The following is a 1,494-nucleotide window of genomic DNA, read 5'->3' on the forward strand; positions in this document are numbered from 1 at the left end:
CAGCTCCTCGCGGGCCGCGACCGCCGAACTGACGGCGGCGGCGCTCGCGGCCCGCGAGGAGCTGGTGGCCGACTCCTCCGAGTCGCTGCTGCTGCACGGGAACTTCCGTCAGGGCAAGGTGCTCGCCGGCGACCGGACGCCCTGGCTGGCCGTCGGCCCCGAGCCGCTGGTCGGCGAGCGGGCCTATGACCTCGCCCGGCTCGTACGGGACCGGGTCGAGGACCTCGTGGCCGCTTCCTCCGGGGCCTCGGCGGCCCGGCGGCGGGTCAACAAGCTGGCCGACTCCCTGGACCTCGACCGGGAGCGGCTGCGCGGCTGGACCCTGTTCCGCGCGGTCGAGTCGGGGACGCGGGCACTGACGGCGGGTCGGCGGCAGGACGCGGAGCTGCTCCTGGAGTTCGCAAGCTGGCTGTAGGGGAATACCCTTTTTGTACCGTTCGGCTCAATCCAGGGGGCCGTGATGATCGAAGACCTGCTCATGGCGGCGGCCGGCGCGGCCGCGGCGGCCGCGGTGTACGCGGCGGCGGCGGCGCGCGTGGTCAAGCAGTACGAGCGGGGTGTCGTGTTCCGCTTCGGCCGGCTGCGTGACGACATCCGCTCGCCCGGCTTCACGCTGATCGTTCCGATCGTCGACCGCCTGCACAAGGTGAACATGCAGATCGTCACGATGCCCGTGCCCGCACAGGAGGGCATCACCCGGGACAACGTGACGGTACGGGTCGACGCGGTCGTCTACTTCAAGGTCGTCGACGCGGCCGACGCGCTGGTACGCGTGGAGGACTACAAGTTCGCGGTCTCCCAGATGGCGCAGACCTCGCTGCGGTCGATCATCGGCAAGAGCGACCTCGACGACCTGCTGTCCAACCGGGAGAAGCTCAACCAGGGCCTTGAGCTGATGCTCGACAGCCCCGCGATGGGCTGGGGCGTCGCCATCGACCGGGTCGAGATCAAGGACGTGTCGCTGCCCGAGACGATGAAGCGCTCGATGGCCCGGCAGGCGGAGGCGGACCGGGAGCGGCGGGCGCGGGTGATCAACGCGGACGCGGAGCTCCAGGCCTCGAAGAAGCTGGCGGAGGCGGCGAGCGTGATGTCGGCGGAGCCGGCCGCCCTTCAGCTCCGGCTGCTGCAGACGGTGATGGCGGTGTCCGCCGAGAAGAACTCGACGCTGGTCCTGCCGATTCCGGTGGAACTGCTGCGGTTCCTGGAACGGGCGACGCCGACGGCGGCGACGGCTACTGCGGCGGCGACGACGGATTCTGAGGCGGGGGCGGGGGCGCAGCTGCCGCTGCCGCTGCCGCTGAGCGAGGCGTATCTGAAGGGCCGGGCGGCGGCGGAGGAGGCGATCGAGGACCTGACGGGGTCGTCGGTCGAACCGACCCCCCACGAAAGCGGGACCTGATCTCCACGGAGCCGTTGCGGGCGGCGCCCGCCCCGTTGCGGGGCGCCGCCGTCCCCGTTGTGGGCAGTCGTTCCGCAGGGGCAAGGGGGTCCCCC

At 71.8% G+C, this 1,494-nt stretch carries 2 protein-coding genes; both read left to right on the top strand.

The window, feature by feature from the left end:
• Positions 1 to 415, top strand: a 415-nt coding sequence (locus CCN56_RS41280; protein WP_218779514.1) for an aminoglycoside phosphotransferase family protein, incomplete at its 5' end; no start/stop codon positions are given.
• A 45-nt stretch (positions 416 to 460) separates the two neighbouring features.
• On the top strand, positions 461 to 1,399 hold the full coding sequence (locus CCN56_RS41285) for a slipin family protein (RefSeq protein ID WP_107484330.1): 939 nt from the start codon (positions 461 to 463) through the stop codon (positions 1,397 to 1,399).
• Positions 1,400 to 1,494: the final 95 nt, after the last annotated feature.

The sequence above is a fragment of the Streptomyces sp. NRRL B-24572 genome (assembly GCF_002156145.1).
Lineage (GTDB): Bacteria > Actinomycetota > Actinomycetes > Streptomycetales > Streptomycetaceae > Streptomyces > Streptomyces vietnamensis.

Bases quoted from the DNA above. Each gene is read 5' to 3' on its own strand.
- CCN56_RS41285 (WP_107484330.1), top strand. From the start codon at position 461: ATGATCGAAGACCTGCTCATGGCGGCGGCCGGCGCGGCCGCGGCGGCC.